Origin of the sequence: Photobacterium sp. Ph5 (assembly GCF_022129445.1) — a bacterium.
Taxonomy (GTDB): domain Bacteria; phylum Pseudomonadota; class Gammaproteobacteria; order Enterobacterales; family Vibrionaceae; genus Photobacterium.
On sequence record NZ_JADQAQ010000075.1, the window covers coordinates 1 to 16,109 of the forward strand.

A 16,109-nucleotide genomic window follows, 5' to 3' on the forward strand; every position below is an offset into this window, starting at 1 on the left:
ACACATCTATAGGATCGTTCAACTGATCATTTTTGTCTTAACTGATCGGCATTACCTAATTAATAGGGCGTTTTGGTTAATGGGGAAGAGAACTAAACAGCAACACTGGTTGGGTGCAAGTATTGCTGCCAAGCCGTTTGGTATAAGTGCAATGATTCTTGTCGAAGCTTATTAATCTTTGACTGTTCAAATTCAGATACCGGACGCTTTTCTTGTAGTGCTAGACGCTCAATTTTTTGGATTTGTTCGTAAATTTCATGCTCTTTGCCATTTTTCACATCAGAAATATCTTTTAAGTGAAGTTGCACTTCTGCAATGATTTTACTTTGTGGCAGTTCTACTAATACATTTAAATCACGGTAACCTGAAGCCGTTGGTTTTTTAAAACGGTTTTTAACACCAACAATCGTGGCTTCTTTGCTTAATAGCTCAAATGATTGAACAAGTGATGAAACATCGTTTGCAACCAAAGATGCACGAGCGATATCGGTAATTTTATTGGTTTGACCATTGAGCTCTGTTTCAATTTTATGTTGTGCGCGTGCCATTGATTTAACAGCAGGCACCAATGCTTCAGTTGATGAAACAAGGCTAATGCTACGCATAAGTTGTTCTAATTCAACTTGCGCTTGAGTTGATGCTTGGTACAAGGTAGCAAAGTCATCATAAGGTTGTGCAATGTTGTTATTTTTCCAAGATTGGATGCTATATAAACCACTTAAATCACGTTGAAATGACTTACGGCTTGCTTGAGATAAGCGTGTTGGTGATGGTTGGTCTGTGATTGTGTATGCGGGCGCAACAGCAGGTGCTGCAACCACTGAACGGCTAAGCATACAGAATAGAATAAAGCTTGTACGTAGAACAGATTTTACATCCATTAAGCAACTCCCAACGATATTGTTCTTCAATATCAAACACACAAAAAGGGTATTAAAAAGTGTTGTGTCGTTTGTCGGCGCTTGGTTTTACTTTCGGATTTGATGTTAACAATATAGCCTGAATGGGAAGTAAACTCTGTGTCAATATTCATAAAATCACAAAAATGCCGCATAAAAATGCGGCATATATCACATTATTGTATGTTGTTTTATTAGCTGGCTAGATTGAAAGGCTGGGTATAGGTTTGCCATGCTTTTGCATATAGTGCTTGAGACTTATTCTGTAAGCGCTTGATTTGCATTTTTTCAATATCATTTAACGCTCGGCGTTTAATGATCGAAATACGTTCGATGTTTTGAATCGCTTCATAGATATCATGCTCTTCACCATTTTTGATTTCTGCAATGGCTTCAAGGTGCAGTTGAATTTCAGCGATAAGTCCACTATTGGTAAGTTGAACTAATACTTTGATATCGCGATAGCCTGATACAGTAGGGGCATCGAAACGGTTTTTCACTTTAACGATATTGCTATGTTGGGCTAAGTAGTTATATGTTTTTACTAAATCACTAATATTTGTTGCGACAACACTCCCACGCACAATATCGGTGAGTTTGTTTACGTTACCGCGTAATTCTGTAGCAATTTTTTTCTCAGCCCGCTTTTGGCTTTTAATACCTGGTAAAAAAGCCTGTGATTGACTAATAAGTGCAGCAGCCTCTAACAGCATATTTAACTCTTGTTGAGCTGGGTATGCGTGCTGATATAGCTTTTCTAACTGATCATAAGGCTGTGTAATATTGTACTGATGCCAGCTAGGAATTTGCTGTAACTCTTTGATAGAATGCGATGAATAAAGTAATGCATTCGTCGTATCAATAAGCTTAAATTCATGGCAATTTTTTGAATGTTGAAACATAGCATCAGCAATCGTGTTATTGCTAACAGCAAAAGGTAGTAGACGATGAGTACGAGCTACAGTGTGAACAACCATTTTTTACTCCTTTAGCACAGCGCACTAGCAAATGGCAGCTAAGTCTGTGGTTTATTCTTGAACGTCCTGTTCTGGCGCTAAAGATAATACTTTATTTCGGAATGTGGTAATAAAAATGTTGATTTCTATTAACGATAAATCAACATTGTGAGAAAGGTCATAAAACCACACCCATTAAAAGGGTAATTATGCTTTTAATGGGAGTGGTAAGTTACTTTTGTTGTTTGAAATTTGTTCAATGTAAGTTTTTATAGTATTTAATCGTAGGGATAGTAAGTAATGCAGGAAAATCTATTAATTGGTTTTATCGTTATTTGGGTAGCACTGGTTGTTGGTAGTGTGATGATATTTCAACGCGGTAAGGATGTAGCAAAAAAGCGTAAATTATGGCCAATTTATACCGTGTTTAGTAACGTTGTGATTGGCGGGTTTATTATTTATATGCAACCACCAACGGTATGGTTAGTTGCGATTCTAGTGTTATTGGTGCCATTAACATTGCTGACTATTCGTTCTACCAAGTTTTGTGATAGCTGTGGTCAGGCAACTCGCTCCCCATTTTTTATGAAGCCTCCGCAGAAATGCAGTCATTGTAATAAGCCGTTAAGCTAATTTTTCAATTATTATATTAAGCAAGCCATCATCGTATTACTCTAAGTTGATAAAGAGTAATTATCGTGATGGCTTGTTTGTGATTAAGCTTTAGCCGTTAACGGGAATGTATCAAATTGAATGCCAGACCAACCGTATTTAATGAAATGACGAATATTTTGATGGTCATTGTTATCAGGATATTCTAACACATCTTGACGGTAATATTGACCAAAACAAGCTAGCGTTTCTTGTTCTGATAATTGATTTAATTGTGCAAAAGCAAAAATCTTGCATGAACCTTCATTTGTTCCTGTATCATTTTTTAACGTATCATCTTTTAAACCATTGTAAAAAGTTGTGGCTTGATAATCGTAATGCTTGGTGATCACAGCCATAACGTCGGCAAATTCAACGGTGGTTGGATTTTGTTTAATGGTTTGAAGTAGTGCGTCCATTTACGTTTTTCTCCTATAAAAAAGGCCAGAATAATTCTGACCTTAGTATTGTAAATTCGAGCAGCGATTAACGCTGTTTTTTTGCTTGGTTTTTTAGCTCGTAATCTAGTTCGTCAGGGTAGATCACTAAACCTTCTTGATCTTGAATTGGGAATACAACGATAGCCAGTTCGTCATCTTCAAGGCCATGAGTCCAACGGCTATGCCATTTGTTTAATGAAATAGCTTCTGCTTTACAATTATCCCATTCACCAGTCGCCCATGCTTCTGCAAACTCTTTATTTGGCCATACTGGTACACAGTCTTCATCATCGGTATTAAGCATTACACAACCGTGTTCATCGATAAGGATCCAAATTTCACGGTTAGCGACAACTTCTTTAACTAAATGCTTGTAACGCTTTTCGGCATCAAAACCTTGGATTGTTTCAATTGCTGTTGCATCTAATGGCGTAGACATGGGTGTATTACCTTGGTAGTTATGTCGATTGTTTGTAAGAATAAATCAAAATAGAACAGAGATCTTGTTTTATCCTACTGATATTACAATTTTATGGGGTTTTATTGGGTTGTCATGCAAGATGAAATAATAAAGGGATTTATCTATATAGCACAAGGAGCCTGTGTTGTTTACTTGCCGTACTATTGCAACGACCGTGTCATTATCATTACTACTCTCTGGGTGTAATTGGGTTTATTGGGATGAAGATTTTGAAAGTTATCATGATCTTTCGTCATCGAATCCTTACCCATTTCATCAAGTTGATATTTATCAGCCGGATAGTGGCGTAGGACGCAATGACATTACGGTACTAAATAGCGGTATTGCAGCATTACAAACCCGTATTGATATGATCCAACGTGCCCATAAAACGATTGAGGTGGAATACTTTATTTTTTCTCCTGATATGAGTGGGAAAATAATAGTGCAAGAATTAGTGGCAGCAGCAAAGCGAGGAGTAAAAGTACGGGTATTAATTGATAAATCTGCCACCGTATTTGAGTTTGATGAATATTATGCTGATGGTTTGAAAGCTCATGGTATTGATGTTCGCTATTATAATGCCGCACCTCTGTATTATATTTCTACGATAAACTTTCGTAATCATCGAAAATTGCTGGTGGTTGACGGTAAAGAAGCGATAACTGGGGGACGAAATATCGAAAATGATTATTTTGATCTTTCAGAACAATATAATTTTCTTGATCGTGACCTGCATGTATCAGGATCGATTGTTAAAGCGATGCAAGATTCTTTTAATGCGTTTTTTGAACATGATATCAGTGAGCGTTATTACTCTCCTGAAGTACCTAATAATCGTATTGAGTTACAAAAATATGAGCGTAAGCAGGAAGCTGTTCAAGCCTTTTTGGCTCATACAGAAATAGAAGAGGCCGCAAGAGCAAGAATAGAAGCTATCGCAAGGCCGATTTTAATGGCGAAAAAGACTTACTTATGTCCTGAAACGACATTTACTTCAGATGCACCAGGCGGATCTTTCTGGACCCGATTTAAAGATCCGTATAGTGATAATTATCGTTTTTTACGTAAAACCATTTTCGATAAAGTAATGACAGTAGATAACAGTTTAATATTGGCATCTCCTTATTTACTGAATAATCGAAAGTCAGAGCATTTAATGCAAATATTACTCGATAAAAATATCGATATGACGCTATACACTAATTCTTTATCCTCAACCGATGCCACTTATGTGGCCGCGCAATTGTATAGTCATGTCTATGATTGGCAAGCTGCTGGAATGCATGTCTATCTTCATGCTGGTGAATGGATCAATGAAACAGCAACAGTGAGTAAAGCGGTTGAAAGTGCGCGATGGGGCATGCATTCAAAGACACAAATATATAAACGAAATGGTGCTGCTCAAAGTGAAGTGATGGTGGGAACGTACAATATTGATAACCGTTCTAATCATTATAATACTGAAATGGGGCTTTTTTGCCGTGGTAACGATCAGCTTGTCGCTGACATTGAGGGGAGTATTCGTTCCCGAGCACGGAATGGATACCAAATTGTAGGGGAGAGTCAGGCAATCGATAGCCAAAATAACCCAGTTAATGTTTATGGTGCAGGTGAGCCAGATACAACAAAAATGAAATTTATGTGGTTACCTTCATGGCTATTTAATTTCCTACTATAATAAGAATGTAGATATTCTTATACAAGAAAACATAAGTAATTAGATATTTAAAGATATTTATATCTTGTATTTTATTGTCAAAAGAAGAATTAGATAAAAATATAACATCAAAAAAATAGTTATAATTAATAAATAAGATAATGAATTAGATAAAATAATGTATTATTTTGCAATTTGGTATGCAAAATAAATGGTATATATTTTATTTATGTCTCGATATTAATACGAGGCATATTATTCATTTATTGCCTATATTATAAAAAAGAGGGAAATTAACGATATTATAAAAGGTGACCTCAATGGTAGCACAGTGTGATAAGAAAACATTTAAAGCTAGACTCGTTGCTATTGGCTGTACTTATGAACCTTGGATTGCGTTATTGGAACAAACTGGATGGAAAACACATTGTTGTTATGACCTTCGTACTGCTGATGCCATCTTGGAAGAATATAGTCCTTGTATATGTATTGTCGATCTTAGTAATAATGATTTTAGTTTGAATAGCATTTCTTTAAGGGCAAATAAAACCAAGCAAGTAAAATGGATCGCTGTTATTAAGAAAGAACAGCTCGGAATGGATGCTATTTGTCAATTTATAAATAATTATTGTATTGATTATTTTTCAATTCCGATCCCATCAACACATTTATTAGAAACTGTCGGTCATCAATTGGGAATGTTAGAGATTGAATCTAATTCTTGGACTGAGTTAGATTCTCAGCAAGATGTAGGGTTATTTGGTGAATCTAAATCAATTAAGCATTTAAGGGATATGGTTCGGCGTGTGGCAATGACAGACGTTAATATTTTTATTAGTGGTGAGCAAGGGACTGGAAAAGATCTTATTGCTAATTCTATCCATAATTTAAGTAAACGAAGAAATGACAGTTTTACAATGATAAATTGTGCATCAGTCATGGATGATGATGAGCAAATAGCCTTTTTAAATACAGACGGAGAACATGTATCTGATAATACGATAAGAGCAGGTACTGTTTTACTCAATGGTATTGAGGAGTTATCCAAAAACCTACAACAGAGACTTCTTGCTTATTTACAAAAGCCGACCAATGATTCTTTAGAAGACACCAGAGAGTGTGATGTTCGTGTTATTGCCTGTTCCAGTGCCAATTTAGAGCAAGCCATTGCGAATGAAACCTTTAGTAAAGAGTTGTTTTACCGTCTTAATGTTTTTCATATTTCAGTACCTACGTTGCGTGAAAGAGGTGCTGATATTATTGCTTTGGCTGAATATTTCTTACAAAAGTACTCAAGAGAATATAACACCATTGCAACTCAGTATAATGAAGAAGCGAAGCAGTTACTTCTTCGTTATAATTGGCCGGGTAATGTACGAGAGTTAATTAATCAAATTAAACGAGTTTCATTATTAACAGATGGTAATGAAGTAGGTGTTGAGCATTTTGATTTACCTAAGAAAATTAATATGAAGCAAAGCTTACGTAATATTAAAGATGAAGCAGAAAAAGACGTACTGGTTGCCGTATTAGAAACCCATCGTGGTCAGGTGGCATCAGCCGCAAAAGATCTTGGCGTTTCAAGAGCGACAATGTATCGACTGTTGAATAAACATAATATTGTGCCTGATGTGCGTTACTACAATGGTTCAAATTACGCAGCAGACTAAACTTAGAAGAATAATAGCCCACTTATTCAGTGCTTTTTCGTTAAAGTATTGGTAAGTGGGTTTTTCTATGCCTGTTGTTTATTGCCGTTGAGGAATGAAGAGCGAGACGGCGTAAAGTTGAGATCAAAGATTATTGGGCAGTGATCACTTAATTGGTTATGTTCGACTTGTTGGGGAGAATAGGGGATCTGTTGAACAGACGTGACATGGAAACTATTACTACTATAGCCGTGATCAATTAAATGTTTATAACGACGATAATAGGGTTTGTTGTTTTTTATTCTTTTGGTTAAACAATTACCTTTAACATTTTTAGTTAGCCATTTTATAGTACTTTGCGGATTGCTTCTGGATAAAAAGTGAGTTGTGTCATTTGCTGTATTAAGTGATATACGATGATTGAAATCGCCAATTAAGATAAAAGGCTGCTTTTTCATTTCTTGCTGGTTGATCCACTGTTGCAATAATATTCGTTGTAAATCTAGTGTTTGGCAGGATTTTTTATGTTTTTTTGTGAGCTGTTTAGGTGAAAAGCAACCTGATTTTAAGTGTACGCTTACAATGACAATATCATGTTGATTCAGAGTTACTTTAATTGCAGCACCATAACGTAATTTTTGTTTAAAATGCTTTTTTTCTAGTGCAATTGCTGGAGAGCTTAACGTTGTTATATCTGGATATGTTTTAACAGCAAGATGCTTTTTAACAGCAAAACCTGTGAATTGATTGCTTCCGTTAAAAATATCATCTTTGTTTTTTATCCTTGATGACATGAATATCTCATATTGATCGTTAGGAACAATGCGATACAAGCTTGCTGCATCATTGACTTCTTGAAAGGCGAGAATATCAGGTTCATAGGTTAAAAAAATCTGTTTTAAGATAGTGTAATCTTGCTGGGTGCGTTTTACCTCTTGCTGTTGCTCTGAAAGCCATTGCAAATTCCACGTCATTAATGTGAATGAATTTGCCTGACAAACACTAGCGAGTATGAATTGAATTGCAAAAAAGCATAAATACGGGATTATGTACTCCTTATTTTTACGTTAAATTTTAAAGCTTTATTATAATATTTATGATGAAAATTCAGTTTCATTATTACTGGTAAATGTAATTTTCTGGAGTGAGTTATCACACTACTTGAAAGCCATTCTTAATATAGTATGCAGTGCGTTATCTCAAACAAAATGTATGGGTTATTACTTTTTAAGCTGCAATATAACAATTTCGTCCTGATTTTTTAGCATCGTATAAATTGTTATCTGCTATTTCTACAAATTGGGTTGGACGTTGGTTTCTCTCATATGAGGTTATACCTTGGCTAATTGTCACGACATGACTGGTTTGAGAGGCTGGATGAGCAATAGCAACTTTTGCTAAGTTCTCTTGAATACGTTGTGCAACTAAAATAGCACCGTCAAGATTAGTATTTGGCAGTAAAACGACAAATTCTTCTCCTCCAAATCGAGAAACACTATCTGTACCTCGAAGTAAGCTCGCATCAATTACTTTTGCAACCAATTTTAAACATTCATCTCCCGCAATATGTCCTTGACTATCGTTAAATGTTTTAAAGTGATCAATATCAATTAATATTAGAGATAAAGGGATACGTAAGCGTTGTGCTGTTTGAATTTGCTTCTCAAGTTCAATTTGGAAAAAACGACGATTTTTAATTTGGGTTAATTGATCTCGTGAGGCGAGATGATTTAATTCTTTTAACAAACGCTTATTTTCGTGCTCTTGTTGAACACGGTTACTGAACCAGCGATATAATACACGACGCCCAGATTCTACGATGATAGCAGTGATCATAAGCTTCTCAAACGAGAACAGTAATGTGAAGCGATCATCTTCGATTGTTATCCAAGTACTTAAAGCAAGTATTGGTGCAACCGCGAGATATAAGGCATTTCGATAGGTGTAAAACCCAAGTAATGCCACCATCGTCGTCAGGTTAGCTAAGACTTCAGAAAGCAAGGTGAATTGTACATATAGACCTAAAATTAAGATGGTTGCGCCCCAACTTAAACCATAGGTAAAGCTATAAAAGGCGCTAACTAAGCGATAATTTGCTGGCTCTACACTTCGGTTAAAATAAATGAGTCCAAAACCAGAAAGTAGGATCTGCCAAGTAAACTGTGCTGTTAATACGAATGAGACATCAGATCTATTCGTGAAATGATTGAGCCATAACGTGACTAACATTAAAGATAAGATCATCATAGATATCTTAGATGACCATAAAAAACCAATACGAAGGTTTTTATAGGTTACTTTATTGATACGCTGTGTAAGTGTTAAGCCATCCATTAAAAATTTAAATCAACCTTGAAAAAAGTAGTCAAACAAGTCTACTTCATTAAGCAGAAAAGCAAGAATTTTTTCTCGTTTTTTTTAGTTAAATACCAAATAATTTTATTGACAATTGTATATGTAAATTTGCTTCCATAAAGAATTTTGTGACGTATCAAACGCATCGCTCGGATCGTAATCTCTCTTAAAAATAAATTGATTTAGATCAATGTTTGTTTTTCGAAAATCTCGCCTAATACCCACATCTTGTTGTTACGTGTATACCGAATACCTATATTTTGTGTTTACGTGACACTGTAATGAATATTGTATATTTAGGAGCCTGGTGTGAAACTTGTTGTGATTAAGCGTGATGGCTGCCGTGTACCCTTCGAAATGCAACGCATTAAAGAAGCGGTAATGGGTGCAGCTAAGTCAATCAATGACATGGATATGAGTGAAGTGGATGCAATGTCTGTTGCTGAAGCGACATTAGCTCAATTCCAGCATGCTGAAGAAGTAGAAATTCACGCTATCCAGGACGCTGTAGAGAACCAATTGATGGTTGGTCCTCACAAAACAGTTGCCCGTGCCTATATTGAGTATCGTCATGACCGCGATATTGCACGTGAAAAGAAAAGTCGCCTAAATAATGAAATTCGTGGTTTGATTGAGCAAAGCAATGCGTCTTTACTTAATGAGAACGCGAACAAAGACAGTAAAGTGATTCCAACTCAGCGTGATTTACTGGCTGGTATTGTTGCTAAACACTATGCGACTCAACACTTGTTACCGCGTGACATTGTTAAAGCACATGAGTGTGGTGATATTCACTTCCATGATCTGGACTATTCACCTTTCTTCCCTATGTTTAACTGTATGCTGATTGATTTAAACGGCATGTTGACCCATGGTTTTAAAATGGGTAATGCAGAAATAGATACTCCTAAATCTATTTCTACCGCAACAGCAGTTACAGCTCAGATCATTGCGCAAGTTGCAAGCCACATCTATGGTGGAACAACTATCAATCGTATTGATGAGGTATTAGCGCCTTACGTTACTGTTAGTTATGAAAAGCATTTAGAAGTAGCAAAAGAGTGGGGAATTGAAGACCCAGTTGCTTTTGCTAATGCACGTACAGAAAAAGAATGTTACGACGCATTCCAATCACTAGAGTATGAAGTAAACACATTACATACCGCAAACGGTCAAACACCGTTTGTTACATTCGGTTTTGGTTTAGGTACATCTTGGGAATCACGTATGATCCAAGAGTCTATCTTGAAAAACCGTATTGCGGGTTTGGGGAAAAACCATAAGACAGCAGTATTCCCTAAGCTTGTGTTTGCCATTAAAGATGGCTTAAACCATAAACAAGATGACGCGAACTACGATATTAAGCAATTGGCGTTAGAGTGTGCTTCTAAGCGCATGTACCCAGATATTTTGAACTATGACAAGTTAGTTGAAGTAACGGGTTCATTTAAAACGCCGATGGGTTGTCGTAGCTTCCTTGGTCCGTATGAAGAAAATGGTGAATTGATCCACGAAGGTCGTAATAACCTTGGTGTTGTAAGCATTAACCTTCCACGTATTGCATTAGAAGCAAAAGGTGATGAAGCACGTTTCTTTACATTATTAGATGAGCGTTTGGCCTTATCTCGTCGTGCACTTGATGCGCGTATCTCTCGTCTTGATGGTGTGAAAGCTCGCGTTGCTCCTATTCTATATATGGAAGGTGCATGTGGCGTGCGCCTAAAAGAAGATGATGATGTATCAGAAATCTTCAAAAATGGTCGTGCTTCCATTTCTCTTGGCTACATTGGTATTCATGAAACAGTAAATGCACTTTATGGCAACGACACGCATGTATACGACAGTGAAGAGCTTCGCCAAAAAGCGGTTGCCATTGTTCAACGTTTACGCGATGCAACAGATGCATGGAAGAAAGAAACTGGGTATGGCTTTAGCTTATACAGTACGCCAAGTGAAAACCTATGTAGTCGTTTTTGTGCAATTGATACTAAAGAATTTGGTGTTGTTGCAGGTGTAACGGACAAAGGGTACTACACAAATAGCTTCCACCTAGATGTTGAAAAGAAAGTAAACCCATACGATAAAATTGACTTTGAGATGGCTTATCCTGATGTCGCGAACGGTGGTTTCATTTGTTACGGTGAATATCCAAATATTCAACATAACCTTGAAGCATTAGAAGACGTGTGGGATTACAGCTACTCACGTGTGCCTTACTACGGCACTAATACACCAATTGATGAGTGTTATGAGTGTGGCTTTACGGGTGAGTTTGACTGTACAAGTAAAGGCTTTACATGCCCTAAGTGTGGTAATCACGAGCCATCAAAAGTATCAGTAACACGCCGTGTATGTGGTTATTTAGGTAGCCCAGACGCCCGCCCGTTTAACTTTGGCAAACAAGAAGAAGTTAAACGTCGTGTTAAGCACATGTAATCTCTATTTTGAGTGCATAGTGTAAATAGATAAAAGTGCCTGAGAGGGCACTTTTTCTTTTTAAGATTATTATTAAATGAAGAATAAGTGAGTGTAGGTGACCAATATGAATTATCACAACTATTACCCTGTCGATATTGTTAATGGGCCGGGCACTCGTGCAAGTTTGTTTGTTTCTGGGTGTATTCATCAGTGTCGAGGTTGTTATAACCAGAGTACATGGCGATTAGACGCAGGACATTTCTTTAGCCAAGAGATGGAAGATCAGATCATTAATGATTTGAACGATACTAGAATAAAACGTCGTGGTTTATCTTTATCTGGGGGCGATCCGTTACACCCAAAGAATGTGCCTGATATTTTAAAGTTGGTAAAACGTGTCCGTAGTGAATGTATTGGTAAAGATATTTGGTTATGGACTGGATATAAACTTGCAGAGTTAACAGAACAGCAACAAGAAATTGTTGATCTTATTGATGTGCTTGTGGATGGGAAGTACGAACAAGAGAAACGAGATCCCTCTTTAGTGTGGCGTGGTAGTGAGAATCAAGTTATCCACTATTTAAATAAAAAAGATGGATAATTAATATTTCATAAAATATTGGATTGATATCATAATTCACTGATTGTGGGATAATTATTTCTGGATAAAAAGCACACGAAAAGTGTTTTTTTTCACAGTGTTAGTAAAGTTATCCACTGTTTCTGTGCATAACTATGGGAAAAGGCAGTGTATGATTTTACTAATGCCTAGGAAGCGAGAATACGTTTAAAACATGTCAACGTGCTTATTTTTACATTGTTGTTATCTTGGTTGTATGTCACTTATTTATTTGAGATACCACTCTAAATAGTGTATCAAACATTATTTTTACATGTTTTGTGTGAAGTGATAGGTAGCACAGTATTTTATAAATTATCAGTTATAATAAATTGATATGATTGATAGTATAATTTACTGAAATATAATAATAAGTTAGCGTTGTTCGTGATGATTGAAATGATTTTATTAACACGAATGTTGGTACGAAACCGTGAAATACAGGCAGCGTTGAGCTGATAGTATTTATCATAATTAAATAAGAAAATAGTTATGACTGTTTACAGAGTAATGTCAGAGCTCTCGTCGAATAAGTATCTTGTTGCTGTTTCGAATGTCTTTATTATGGCTCTACCACTGGCATTAATATCCACATTTTGTGAACTTATAGCGATATTTAGCGAACACTACGGCTATGATTCATTAACTGGCACGATAAGATATGTAGGTGAATCAACGGGTTTGATGTTTCCTATACTGATCAACTTTTATCTTGTTACATACCTCTCTTCTGTAAAACGTATTCCTAAAGGGGCATCCATTGCCAGTGCGTTAACGGTTTATTTCGTTGTTTCTTATCAATGGGACTTTTTATCGGCAATTATGCCATTGCCAAACAGTTTCCCACTTTCTTTATTAACAGCTTACGTCACTTGTGAATTAATTTCTCGGTTAAAGAAATTCCGCATATTTAGAGGCAGCGATCGTGATTCAGTGATTGATAGTTCGGCAAATATGTTAGCTGGCGCCGTTGTGTCAATTGGTACGTTGATAACCATTAGTCAGCTTATCTACCTTATTGTTAATTCAGTAACCTTGTCATTTGATATTCTGCCATCACTTGATCCTACATCGTTTATTGATGGCCTTATTTATGAATTATTGCGTGGGGCTTTTTGGTCGGTAGGAATCAATGGTCATAACGTACTTCATATGTATAAAGCTGAACTTTACGATATTACTATGGTGAATATTTCAGCTTGGCATAATTTTGGTGTGGATCTTAACATTATCAGCACTAATTTTTATGATTTCTTTACTGGTATTGGTGGTAGCGGTAACTTATTAAGTTTAGTTATTTGTATGCTTTTATTTGCAAAAAGTGAAGGTTATAAAGTATTAGCAAAAGCTTCCTTAGTATTATGTATTTTTAACGTTAATGAGCCTGTACTTTACGGCGTGCCTGTGATTTTTAATCCAATTATGATTATTCCTTTTCTTGTTGCTCCTGCTATTGGTTTTGTGGTGGCTTATGGGGCGATGTATTGGGGAATTGTGCCGCCATTAACTGAGATCCAAAGTTGGTTAATGCCACCTTTACTTAGCGGTTATATTGCAACTGGAGGGGCTATTTCAGGCGCAATTTTACAAGCGGTTATCATCTTAATTGGTGTGGCAATTTATTATCCGTTTTTTAAAGTAATGGATAAACGGAGTCTTGGTATTGGTGTCTCAGATGTATTTTCAAATCGCTTATTTACCAGTGATGAAATTGAAGTGAAAACACGCTTAACAAGCTTTATACCATCGTTACATCAAAATTTAAAAGCACAAAAAGAGATCGAGCGGTTACAGGCGGAAGGGGAGTTTTTACTGTATTTCCAGCCTCAGGTTGATGTCAATACCAATAAGGTTATAAGTTTTGAAACCCTAATCCGTTATCAAAATAATGACGGAAAAATTTTCCCCCCCACGTTTTTAGCAGCCTTTAATCAATTAGGGTTGATGCCAGATTTAGATTATTGGGTTTTTGATAAAGCATTACGTGCCGGCGAGCGGTTTGCCAAAGTAAATGAGAACGTTAAATTATCAATAAATATTTCACCGGATACTGTCTTATCTAAAAACTTTATTCAAACAATTAAAGCACATATTGAGGAAAGCTCACTGTCATTTTCTCAAATTGAAATTGAGATCACTGAAGAGTTATTGGTCCAAAATGAAGCGGATGTTGCGAAAGTCATCGATCAATTACATGAGTTAGGTATTGCAGTAGCATTAGATGATTTTGGTACTGGCTATTCATCACTGGCTTACTTATCGCGTTTTGATTTTGATAAAGTAAAAATAGACCGAACACTCGTTCTTAATTTGGAAACACAGCGAGGTAAAGATCTGTTTAGTCTCGCTGTACAACTCGGTAAGATCACCAATGCTGAGATTGTGGTCGAAGGGGTAGAGCATCTAAAAGAAGTTGAATTTATTCAATCTGTAGGTGTGCGCTATATTCAAGGTTTTTATTATTATCGACCAATGTCGCAACAAGATATTTTTGCTAATAACTTATTACAAGACTTTGTTTCTAATAACAATATAAATAATGATCTAACAATTAATAAGGTAACAGCGACCGACGTATAGTTTTATGGTGACAGATTTTTAAATAATACCGTGTTGTTTACACTTCCATCTTAAAAGGATATACGGTAAATTTCGTATCCATTTTTATGCTCTACTGGGGACGTTATGTCACGCACTATTATCTATACCTACAAAAATGAAGAAAAAGAGCTGATTTTTTCATTTGATCAATACCGTAATATTCATGAAGCGGTAGCAGCTGCAGAAGGTATCGACTTAACGTCATTTCTAAAAATGGAATTGCAAGTTGAAGCAGTTTCAAATTCAAGTAAAGCAGCACGTGACTATCGTGATAGTCATTTTCGTAAGCTAGGCTTTGGTAAAATCGCATTAGCGAAAAAAGAAAATCGCGGTGTTGGCCAAAAATAGTTGGTAAATAAACGAAAAAAGCTGGCTATAATCGCCTAATGCCGATCGTTTAAGGTACTTGAACGATCCTAAGATTGCGTGATAATCCCTACCAACTTTTGTTGGTAGGGATTTTTATTATGTTAGTTGATGAGTTAAACCAAGCGCATGAAACGATAGAAAATAGTAGTAACTATGAGTCTGTTGTTAATGCTATTGAGATGGAATGGATTGAACAGGCTCTTCATAATACTAACAAAGCAAGTATTCGGCGTCGCAGATTACCAGCTCAACAAGCCGTATGGCTCGTCATTTGGATGGGTTTACAACGCAACAAGTCTATCAAGGAAGTATGTAGCTCTCTAGACTTGGCACTCCAACCTCAACCTGAGAATAGTTGGTCTAGAGTTGCGCCTAGTGTGCTCACAGACAGTCGACGTCGATTAGATGAAGCTCCCTTAGCTGCGCTTTTTAAGACCGCTATTTCGGCGTGGGAAGCCGATGCACTTCAGCTAAACAGCGTCCTAAACCTCAATGTTCTTGCTGTCGATGGTACGACTTTTCGATGCCCTGACTCAAAAGAAAATGCTGAATCATTTGGCTTCATTTCTAAGAGTTACAAACCTTACCCTCAGCTTCGATTAGTTGGATTGATGGCTGCTGAAACTCGCATGATGCTGGGCGCATCATTTGATGCGTGCAATGTTGGTGAAGTGACATTAGCGCATCGCCTGCTAACTGATGTTCCCGCTAATTCACTCACCTTATTCGACCGTTGCTATTTCTCTGCAGATTTACTGATTAACTGGCAAGAAGCGGCAGTTAACAGTCACTGGCTAACACCAATAAAACGTAAGCTTCGTTATGAAGTCATTGAGGAATACGCTGACAACGACATGCTCATCGAGATGCCAATATCCCCGCAGGCGAGAAAGAAGAACTCTGAGCTGCCTGCCAGGTGGCAGGCAAGGCTTGTACTGTACAAAGATCCTGCGGGTGAAATTGAAGGTTTTATTACTTCTTTGGCTGATCCAAATCAGTACCCACTCGAAGAGCTACTGCGCATCTACTGGC

At 36.7% G+C, this 16,109-nt stretch carries 14 protein-coding genes; 8 read left to right on the forward strand and 6 right to left on the reverse strand.

The annotated features are described in order from the left end of the window. Positions 1-92 precede the first annotated feature (92 nt). Both I3259_RS18910 and I3259_RS18915 read right to left on the reverse strand, forming a co-directional pair. On the reverse strand, positions 93-881 hold the full coding sequence (locus I3259_RS18910) for a phosphoribosylglycinamide formyltransferase (protein ID WP_238031253.1): 789 nt from the start codon (positions 879-881) through the stop codon (positions 93-95). 212 nt (positions 882-1,093) lie between these two features. Then, positions 1,094-1,876, reverse strand: coding sequence for a phosphoribosylglycinamide formyltransferase (locus tag I3259_RS18915; protein WP_238031254.1), 783 nt, complete (start codon positions 1,874-1,876; stop codon positions 1,094-1,096). 279 nt (positions 1,877-2,155) lie between these two features. Between I3259_RS18915 and I3259_RS18920 the strand changes: the two genes are divergently transcribed. Continuing rightward, positions 2,156-2,488 (forward strand): hypothetical protein, encoded by a 333-nt coding sequence (locus I3259_RS18920; RefSeq protein ID WP_107207562.1) that lies wholly within the window; start codon positions 2,156-2,158, stop codon positions 2,486-2,488. A gap of 83 nt (positions 2,489-2,571) precedes the next feature. On the opposite strand, the gene I3259_RS18925 is transcribed toward I3259_RS18920, so the two are convergent. Beyond that, positions 2,572-2,925, reverse strand: a complete 354-nt coding sequence (locus I3259_RS18925; RefSeq protein ID WP_238031255.1) for a HopJ type III effector protein — start codon at positions 2,923-2,925, stop codon at positions 2,572-2,574. Between the two features lie 67 nt (positions 2,926-2,992). Beyond that, positions 2,993-3,385: a DUF2750 domain-containing protein gene (locus I3259_RS18930; RefSeq protein WP_005365846.1), complete on the reverse strand. Its 393-nt coding sequence runs from the start codon at positions 3,383-3,385 to the stop codon at positions 2,993-2,995. Between the two features lie 163 nt (positions 3,386-3,548). On the opposite strand from I3259_RS18930, the gene I3259_RS18935 reads away from it, so the two are divergent. Both I3259_RS18935 and I3259_RS18940 read left to right on the forward strand, forming a co-directional pair. Then, positions 3,549-5,087, forward strand: coding sequence for a phospholipase D family protein (locus I3259_RS18935; RefSeq protein ID WP_238031256.1), 1,539 nt, complete (start codon positions 3,549-3,551; stop codon positions 5,085-5,087). 299 nt (positions 5,088-5,386) lie between these two features. Then, positions 5,387-6,736: a VpsR-related response regulator gene (locus I3259_RS18940; RefSeq protein WP_238031257.1), complete on the forward strand. Its 1,350-nt coding sequence runs from the start codon at positions 5,387-5,389 to the stop codon at positions 6,734-6,736. Between the two features lie 65 nt (positions 6,737-6,801). Here the strand turns inward: I3259_RS18940 and I3259_RS18945 are convergent, their stop codons facing one another. Together I3259_RS18945 and I3259_RS18950 are read right to left on the reverse strand one after the other, a co-directional pair. Continuing rightward, positions 6,802-7,689 (reverse strand): endonuclease/exonuclease/phosphatase family protein, encoded by an 888-nt coding sequence (locus I3259_RS18945; RefSeq protein WP_238031258.1) that lies wholly within the window; start codon positions 7,687-7,689, stop codon positions 6,802-6,804. A 253-nt stretch (positions 7,690-7,942) separates the two neighbouring features. After that, positions 7,943-9,049: a GGDEF domain-containing protein gene (locus I3259_RS18950; RefSeq protein ID WP_238031259.1), complete on the reverse strand. Its 1,107-nt coding sequence runs from the start codon at positions 9,047-9,049 to the stop codon at positions 7,943-7,945. Positions 9,050-9,379: 330 nt separating this feature from the next. Between I3259_RS18950 and nrdD the strand changes: the two genes are divergently transcribed. From nrdD to I3259_RS18975, 5 genes are all read left to right on the forward strand, one after another. Beyond that, positions 9,380-11,506: an anaerobic ribonucleoside-triphosphate reductase gene (gene nrdD / locus I3259_RS18955; RefSeq protein ID WP_238031260.1), complete on the forward strand. Its 2,127-nt coding sequence runs from the start codon at positions 9,380-9,382 to the stop codon at positions 11,504-11,506. A 106-nt stretch (positions 11,507-11,612) separates the two neighbouring features. After that, complete coding sequence (gene nrdG, locus I3259_RS18960; RefSeq protein WP_238031261.1) at positions 11,613-12,089, forward strand: anaerobic ribonucleoside-triphosphate reductase-activating protein; 477 nt, start codon at positions 11,613-11,615, stop codon at positions 12,087-12,089. Positions 12,090-12,599: 510 nt separating this feature from the next. After that, on the forward strand, positions 12,600-14,687 hold the full coding sequence (locus I3259_RS18965; protein ID WP_238031262.1) for an EAL domain-containing protein: 2,088 nt from the start codon (positions 12,600-12,602) through the stop codon (positions 14,685-14,687). A 105-nt stretch (positions 14,688-14,792) separates the two neighbouring features. Beyond that, positions 14,793-15,056: a DUF2960 family protein gene (locus tag I3259_RS18970; protein WP_005365828.1), complete on the forward strand. Its 264-nt coding sequence runs from the start codon at positions 14,793-14,795 to the stop codon at positions 15,054-15,056. Positions 15,057-15,175: 119 nt separating this feature from the next. Continuing rightward, the coding region (locus I3259_RS18975; RefSeq protein WP_238031263.1) for an IS4 family transposase at positions 15,176-16,109 on the forward strand (934 nt) is incomplete at its 3' end.

Coding starts and splice junctions, on each gene's coding strand:
- I3259_RS18920 (WP_107207562.1), top strand. CDS start 2,156: ATGCAGGAAAATCTATTAATTGGTTTTATCGTTATTTGGGTAGCACTG.
- I3259_RS18940 (WP_238031257.1), top strand. CDS start 5,387: ATGGTAGCACAGTGTGATAAGAAAACATTTAAAGCTAGACTCGTTGCT.
- nrdG (WP_238031261.1), top strand. CDS start 11,613: ATGAATTATCACAACTATTACCCTGTCGATATTGTTAATGGGCCGGGC.
- I3259_RS18945 (WP_238031258.1), bottom strand. CDS start 7,689: ATGACGTGGAATTTGCAATGGCTTTCAGAGCAACAGCAAGAGGTAAAA.
- I3259_RS18925 (WP_238031255.1), bottom strand. CDS start 2,925: ATGGACGCACTACTTCAAACCATTAAACAAAATCCAACCACCGTTGAA.
- I3259_RS18930 (WP_005365846.1), bottom strand. CDS start 3,385: ATGTCTACGCCATTAGATGCAACAGCAATTGAAACAATCCAAGGTTTT.
- I3259_RS18965 (WP_238031262.1), top strand. CDS start 12,600: ATGACTGTTTACAGAGTAATGTCAGAGCTCTCGTCGAATAAGTATCTT.
- I3259_RS18915 (WP_238031254.1), bottom strand. CDS start 1,876: ATGGTTGTTCACACTGTAGCTCGTACTCATCGTCTACTACCTTTTGCT.
- I3259_RS18910 (WP_238031253.1), bottom strand. CDS start 881: ATGGATGTAAAATCTGTTCTACGTACAAGCTTTATTCTATTCTGTATG.
- I3259_RS18950 (WP_238031259.1), bottom strand. CDS start 9,049: ATGGATGGCTTAACACTTACACAGCGTATCAATAAAGTAACCTATAAA.
- I3259_RS18970 (WP_005365828.1), top strand. CDS start 14,793: ATGTCACGCACTATTATCTATACCTACAAAAATGAAGAAAAAGAGCTG.